Raw genomic sequence first — 6,623 nt, forward strand, 5'->3', positions numbered from 1 at the left:
AAGCAGTGTCAACACATTCGCACTCACACGCTCACAGTCACCGTCCACGACGGGTCCGTCAACCGGGGGAGCCGTTGCGCATCGGCATCGGCGGCCCGGTGGGCTCCGGCAAGACCGCGCTCGTGGCGGCGCTGTGCCGGCAGCTGCGCGACGAGCTGTCCCTGGCCGTGCTGACCAACGACATCTACACCACCGAGGACGCCGACTTCCTGCGCAAGCATGCGGTGCTGCCCGACGACCGAATTGCGGCCGTGCAGACCGGCGGGTGCCCGCACACCGCGATCCGGGACGACATCACCGCGAACCTCGATGCGATCGACGACTTGATCGCTGCTCACGACCCGCTCGACCTGATCCTGGTCGAGTCAGGGGGTGACAACCTCACGGCCACCTTTTCTTCCGGCCTGGTGGATGCGCAGATCTTCGTCGTCGACGTGGCCGGCGGCGACAAAGTGCCGCGCAAGGGCGGACCGGGGGTCACCTACTCGGATCTGTTGGTAGTCAACAAGACTGACCTGGCCCAGCTGGTGGGCGCTGACCTGCAGGTCATGTCCCGCGACGCCGACGCGGTGCGCGACGGCCGGCCGACGGTGTTGCAGTCGTTGACCGAGGACCCGGCCGCCACCGCGGTGCTGGCCTGGGTTCGTGCCCAACTGGCAGCGGCTGATGCACTCTGAGGTCCTGCTGGTCGCAGCCCGGAACCGGTTGCCGCGCATCCAATCCCGCGGTGGCATCACGGCTCGTTGCACCGCGCCCGACACCGTATATCTGGTGTCGGCGGCGGCAAACCCACTCGGTGGCGACATCGTCGACATCCGGGTGGTCGTCGAGCAGGGCGCCCGGCTGCGGCTGCGCAGCGCAGCCGGCACTGTGGCGTTGCCCGGTGCGGAAACACCGGTTTCCCAAGCCCATTGGGACATCGAGGTGACTGGCGCACTGGATGTGGATCTGGAGCCGACGGTCGTCGCCGCGGCGGCCCGGCACGTGTCGATCGTTGCCCTGCGGCTGTACGACGGGTGCGAGGTCCGCTTCCGCGAACGCGTTCAGATCGGTAGATACGGTGAAAGCGAAGGGTTTTGGACAGGCTCGCTGCGCGCCGACCGGGATGGCCGTCCGATGCTGCGACACCGGGTGGAATTGGGCACCGGATCGCTGGCCGACGACGTCATCTCGGCGCCCCGGGCGACCATCAACGAGCTGCGCTATCCGGCAGCATCATGCAGCGCCGACATCCCCGGTGCGTCAACGATCCTGACGTTGGCCGGCGGCGGGACACTGAGCACCTGGCAGGGTGACCGGTTACCGGTCAGCTTGCCCGTCGAGCCGCCGGGCGGTGCGCCTCGGCCGCCAGTACCGCCAGCTGCTCGAGCCGGGTGCGCGCGAACGCCTGCTGTTCGGTGATGGTCAGCTGGCCCCGGCGAGTGCTCAGGAAGGTCACAGTCCAGGACAGCAGCGTACTGACCTTGGTCTTGAACCCGACCAGGTAGACCAAGTGCAACACCAGCCAGGCGAACCAGGCGATGAGGCCGCTAAACTCCACCGGACCGACCTTGGCCACCGCGGAAAACCGCGACACCGTGGCCATGGACCCCTTGTCGAAGTACTGGAAGGGTTCACGCTGTGTCGGGTCGGCCCCGGCGAGTTCGGCTTTGATCGTGCCGGCGGCGTACTTGGCGCCCTGGATGGCGCCCTGCGCCACCCCGGGAACACCCTCGACCGCTGCCATGTCGCCGATGACGAACACGTTGGGGTGTCCCGGGATCGTCAGATCCGGCAGCACCTTGACCCGGCCGGCGCGGTCGAGTTCGACCGACGACTGCTCGGCGAGATCGTGGCCCAGCGCGCTGGCCGAGACCCCGGCGGACCACACCTTGCACTGCGACTCGATGCGCCGGATGGTGCCGTCGGAGTCTTTGACGGTGATGCCGTTGCGGTCTACGTCGGTGACCATGGCGCCCAGCTGGATCTCCACGCCCATCTTTTCCAGCCGGGCGGCCGCGCGCTGACCGAGCTTTTCGCCGAAGGGCGGCAGCACGGCCGGGGCGGCGTCGAGCAGGATCACCCGTGCCCTGGTCGAATCGATGTGCCGGAACGAGCCCTTCAACGTGTGGCTGGCCAATTCAGCGATCTGCCCGGCCATTTCGACACCGGTGGGGCCGGCGCCGATGACGGTGAACGTCAGCAGCTTGGCCCGTCGTTCCGGATCGCGGGACCGTTCGGCCTGTTCGAACGCGCTCAAGATCCGTCCCCGCACCTCGAGCGCATCATCGATGGATTTCATGCCCGGCGCGAACTCGGCGAAGTGGTCGTTGCCGAAGTAGGACTGCCCGGCCCCGGCGGCGACGATCAGGCTGTCGTACGGGGTTTCGTAGGTGTGGCCGAGCAGGTCGGACACGACGAACTGACCGGCCAGATCGATATGCGTGACGTCACCCAGCAGCACCTGCACGTTGCGCTGCCGGCGCAGCACGACCCGGGTGGGCGGCGCGATGTCGCCTTCGGACACGATGCCCGTCGCAACCTGGTAGAGCAGCGGCTGGAATAGGTGGTGAGTGGTACGGGCGATCAACTTGATGTCGACGTCGGCACGCTTGAGCTTCTTTGCCGCGTTGAGGCCGCCGAATCCAGATCCGATGATGACGACTCGATGCCTACGACGTGTTTCAGCTGTGGGATCTGGCTGGGGGCTCATGCTCCGCTACTCCTGAGGGGTCTCCTTGACCGGCGAACGGCAGTTAGCTACTACGGTAGCCAAGCCGGGCGCTGAATACCCAGGTGCGAGCGTGTGTAATCAACCACACCGGCTAGAGGCCGAGCAGCGGGCGCAGCGTTTCGGCGGCTGTGGTGATCAGGCCGGGGTTGTATCCGTGCGCGGACAGGTTGATGATCAGACCGTCGACGCCGGCGTCGAGCACCTTGGCTTGGACCTGGTCGGCGATCTGCGCCGGGCTGCCGATCACCATGCGTCGGCTCGTCTCCGCCGGCAGCTGGTCCGGCTTGGCCTTCTCGTCGATCACCACGGTCAACATCACACTGGTCTCCAACGTCGAAGGGTCTCGCCCGGCTTCCTCGCAGCGAGCCGCGACGGCGTCTATCTTGCGGGGCAGTTCATCGAGCGCCGCGATGATGTTCAGATGGTCGGCGTTACGGGCGGCGATTGCGAAGGTCTTCTTTTCGCCGCCGCCGCCGACCAGGACCGGGATGCGGTCCCGGTAACGCGGTTCGGCCATGGCCGATTCGGTGGTGTACCACTTTCCCGAGACGGTCGGGCGCTCGCCTTTGATCATCGGGTCGAGAATCTGCAGCGCCTCCTCGAGGCGCTCGAATCGGTCGGTGAAGGTGCCGAACTCGAATCCGAGCTGGCGGTGCTCGAGTTCAAACCAGCCGGCGCCGATGCCGAGAATCGCCCGGCCGCCACTGACCACGTCCAGTGTGGTGATGATCTTGGCCAGTAAGGCCGGGTTGCGGTAGGTATTACCGGTCACCAGGGTGCCCAGTTGCAGCCGCTCGGTCGCGGTGGCCAGCGCGCCCAGGGCGGTGTACGCCTCCAACATGGGCTGGTCGGGCGTCCCGAGCATCGGCAGCTGATAGAAGTGGTCCATCAGGAACAGCGAGTCGTAGCCGGCAGCTTCGGCCTCGCGCGCTTGGGCGATGACTGACGGAAACAGCTTTTCGACGCCGGTGCCGTAGGAGAAGTTGGGGATCTGAAAGCCGAGTCTGACAGCCACGGCATCTACCGTAGCGATCGGCGTGGGTAACCCAACAGACTCAGGCGAAGTGCGCCAGCGCGCCGTGGCTCACGTGCAGTGTCTGGCCGGTGATGTGGCGTGCCGCGGGGGTGGTCAGAAACAGCGCCAACCGGGCGATCTCGGCCGCAACCGGAGCCGGTGTGCGGGAAAGACCCTCATATCCGGGCTGGACGCTACGGCCGCACGCGACAGCGTTGACGGTGATGCCGCGGGTGCCGTAAACCTCGGCCTGCCCGGCGATCCAATTCGAGAGCGCGGCTTTGACCGCTGCATCGGCGCTGCCTGCGGGCGGGTTTTCCGCCACCACGCCGATGATGGAACCACCGGAGCGCAGATGGTCACCCACACATTGCACCGTCAGTACCGCCGAGAGCACCGTCGCATCGAGCGCGTTGCGCCACGCAGTGGCGGTATCGGACAGCGAATAGGTTCGCGGGTCACCGGCATCCCAGGACGGCGCCGGCACGTTGACGATGGTGTCCAGGTGATGGGGGAACAAACTGCGGACCTCGGTCAGGCTCGCCGGGTTGGTGGTGTCGCAGGCAATGGCGTCCACCTCAAGTTCCTTGGCGACAACCTCCAGGTCGTCGCGTCGGGCGCCGACCAGCGTCACCTTGTGACCGTCGTCGCGAAAGCCCGCGGCAACCGTGCGCCCGAGATCGGTATCCCCTCCGGTGACCAGCACCTCCACTGCCATGACCTCCTCGTGTTCACCATTGAACCCAGACCCTGGAAGTTCACCCGCCACAGGAGCCTTGCCTGGGATCTCGGCATGTTATGGCGTCAATCCCGGTACATGTTACTGGACAGTAGCTATTCGGCGAAACTCCGCGCAGCTGCGACGCGCAGACGATTTTCATAACTGTTGCGGCCTGTTCGGCAGCGCTTTTGGCCCGCCATGGGTGATGGGCCCGGCTGCTACGTTTGACCAATGCGCCGGATCGGGACGCGGGGCGGTTTGGTATCGAGGCTGCTGATCTGGGGGCTGATCGGGAGCGTGGTGGCGTGTAGTTCGCACGCACAACCGGCCCCGGGCTCGCAATCGATAGTGGTCTTCGCCGCGGCATCACTGAAGTCCGCGTTCACTCAGATCGGTGAGCAGTTCCGGAAAGACAACCCCGGCGTTGGAATCGACTTCGACTTCGCCGGTTCCTCCGAGCTGGCGACACAACTGACCCAGGGCGCAACGGCCGACGTCTTCGCCTCGGCAGACACCGCCCAGATGGACACGGTCGCCAGGGCCGGCTTGGTGGCCCCAGATCCGGCCAACTTTGCCTCCAACACGCTGGTCATCGTCACCGCGCCGGGAAATCCGAAGCGGATCGGATCATTCGCCGATCTGGCCGAGCCGGGACTCGGCGTGGTGATCTGCCAGCAGCCGGTGCCTTGTGGATCGGCTACCCGGCGCATCGAGGACGCCACCGGGATCCAGCTGCGGCCGATCAGCGAAGAACTCAGCGTGACCGACGTTCTCAACAAGGTCGCGACCGGACAGGCCGCTGCCGGGCTGGTCTATGTCACCGACGCAATGAACGCCGGCGACAAAGTGGCGACGGTCAAGTTTCCCGAGGCCAGTGGCGCGGTGAATGTGTATCCCATCGCGGTGTTGAGAAAGGCGCCCGAGCCTGAGCTGGCGCGGAAGTTCGTGGCCCTGGTGACGGCCGAGACAGGGCGGCAGGTCCTGGATCGGTCGGGGTTTGCCAAGCCCTGACGAGCTGCTGTGCGCCGGCCTGCCGATCCGCCCCGCTGGGTTTACGTCCCTGCCGCCGTGGGGATGGTCTTCGTGGTATTGCCACTGATTGCGATTGCCCTCAAGGTCGATTGGCCCAACTTCTGGTCGCTGATCGCCAGCACCTCCTCAAAGACGGCACTGGTTCTGAGCCTGAAGACCGCCGCGGCCAGCACGATGCTGTGCGTTCTGCTGGGGGTGCCGATGGCGCTGGTGCTGGCCCGCAGCCGGGCGCGGCTGGTGCGGTTGCTGCGGCCGCTGATCCTGCTGCCCCTCGTGCTGCCGCCGGTGGTGGGGGGCATCGCGCTGCTTTACGCATTCGGTCGGCTCGGCTTGATCGGGCACTACCTGGAGGCGGCCGGCATCAAGATCGCGTTCAGCACGACGGCTGTGGTGCTGGCGCAGACCTTCGTCTCGCTGCCGTTCCTGGTGATATCCCTGGAGGGAGCGGCCCGCACAGCGGGAGCCGACTACGAGGTTGTCGCGGCCACACTCGGAGCCCGGCCGAGCACGATCTGGTGGCGGGTCACCCTGCCACTGTTGCTGCCCGGCATGGTGTCCGGAGCCGTGCTGGCATTCGCCCGGTCGCTGGGGGAATTCGGCGCAACCTTGACGTTTGCCGGTTCCCGACAAGGAGTCACCCGCACCCTTCCGCTGGAGATCTACCTGCAGCGGGTCAACGATCCGGACGCTGCGGTGGCATTGTCGCTGCTTCTGGTAGCGGTGGCGGCGCTGGTCGTGCTGGGTCTGGGTGCCCGACGGCTGACCGGGACCGACGCTAGGCAACTGCACTTCTCAACTCAGCCGAAATCGAGCAGGGCGTAGACCCCACGGAATCGCTTCGTTGGTGGGAAGCGCCAAAATGCCGGATACAGGGTCTTAAACCGAAGTTAATCCGGGTTTTGGCGGGGATCTGGGGTGTGAGCTGCGGTTCAGTCTGTTGACCCGCAAGAAATATAGACAAAATAGAGTGTGTCGTTCACGGGATTTCTTCGTCGGGATGGCTAGGATTACCTATTATGTCACGCCGTAACGAGAAGGTGCACGTAGCCAAAGTGCGCAGGGCTCACGTGACCGGCTCCGGTGAGAAGCGTTGCTACGAATCGGTGTATCTGCGCCGTACGTTCCGCCAAGGCGGCAAGGTG

General features: G+C 65.8%; 7 protein-coding genes. 4 read left to right on the forward strand and 3 right to left on the reverse strand.

The features are described from left to right. The first annotated feature begins 5 nt into the window (after nt 1-5). Together ureG and EET03_RS13575 are read left to right on the forward strand one after the other, a co-directional pair. The gene (gene ureG / locus EET03_RS13570) at nt 6-677 is read left to right on the forward strand and encodes an urease accessory protein UreG (protein ID WP_075543002.1); all 672 of its coding nucleotides are present in this window, start codon (nt 6-8) and stop codon (nt 675-677) included. Next, nucleotides 667-1,401 (forward strand): urease accessory protein UreD, encoded by a 735-nt coding sequence (locus EET03_RS13575; protein ID WP_082274675.1) that lies wholly within the window; start codon nt 667-669, stop codon nt 1,399-1,401. Before ureG ends, EET03_RS13575 begins: the two co-directional genes overlap by 11 nt. Here EET03_RS13575 and EET03_RS13580 read toward each other — a convergent pair. The 3 genes from EET03_RS13580 to EET03_RS13590 all read right to left on the reverse strand — a co-directional run bounded on the left by EET03_RS13580 (nt 1,307) and on the right by EET03_RS13590 (nt 4,446). Then, on the reverse strand, nt 1,307-2,692 hold the full coding sequence (locus EET03_RS13580) for an NAD(P)/FAD-dependent oxidoreductase (protein ID WP_023364108.1): 1,386 nt from the start codon (nt 2,690-2,692) through the stop codon (nt 1,307-1,309). The genes EET03_RS13575 and EET03_RS13580 overlap by 95 nt on opposite strands. 112 nt (nt 2,693-2,804) lie before the next feature. Next, nucleotides 2,805-3,728 (reverse strand): LLM class F420-dependent oxidoreductase, encoded by a 924-nt coding sequence (locus EET03_RS13585; protein ID WP_075543003.1) that lies wholly within the window; start codon nt 3,726-3,728, stop codon nt 2,805-2,807. A 40-nt stretch (nt 3,729-3,768) separates the two neighbouring features. Beyond that, the gene (locus EET03_RS13590; protein ID WP_063469866.1) at nt 3,769-4,446 is read right to left on the reverse strand and encodes an SDR family oxidoreductase; all 678 of its coding nucleotides are present in this window, start codon (nt 4,444-4,446) and stop codon (nt 3,769-3,771) included. A 234-nt stretch (nt 4,447-4,680) separates the two neighbouring features. On the opposite strand from EET03_RS13590, the gene modA reads away from it, so the two are divergent. Then, nucleotides 4,681-5,460, forward strand: coding sequence for a molybdate ABC transporter substrate-binding protein (modA, locus tag EET03_RS13595; protein ID WP_075543004.1), 780 nt, complete (start codon nt 4,681-4,683; stop codon nt 5,458-5,460). 63 nt (nt 5,461-5,523) lie between these two features. Then, a complete protein-coding gene (locus EET03_RS13600) occupies nt 5,524-6,303 on the forward strand; it encodes an ABC transporter permease (RefSeq protein WP_075543005.1) in 780 nt (259 codons plus the stop codon). Nucleotides 6,304-6,623: the final 320 nt, after the last annotated feature.

The organism is Mycobacterium innocens, from assembly GCF_900566055.1.
GTDB classification, from domain to species: Bacteria; Actinomycetota; Actinomycetes; order Mycobacteriales; family Mycobacteriaceae; genus Mycobacterium; species Mycobacterium innocens.

Bases quoted from the DNA above. Each gene is read 5' to 3' on its own strand.
- EET03_RS13575 (WP_082274675.1), top strand. From the start codon at position 667: ATGCACTCTGAGGTCCTGCTGGTCGCAGCCCGGAACCGGTTGCCGCGC.
- EET03_RS13580 (WP_023364108.1), bottom strand. From the start codon at position 2,692: ATGAGCCCCCAGCCAGATCCCACAGCTGAAACACGTCGTAGGCATCGA.
- EET03_RS13590 (WP_063469866.1), bottom strand. From the start codon at position 4,446: ATGGCAGTGGAGGTGCTGGTCACCGGAGGGGATACCGATCTCGGGCGC.
- modA (WP_075543004.1), top strand. From the start codon at position 4,681: ATGCGCCGGATCGGGACGCGGGGCGGTTTGGTATCGAGGCTGCTGATC.
- EET03_RS13600 (WP_075543005.1), top strand. From the start codon at position 5,524: ATGGTCTTCGTGGTATTGCCACTGATTGCGATTGCCCTCAAGGTCGAT.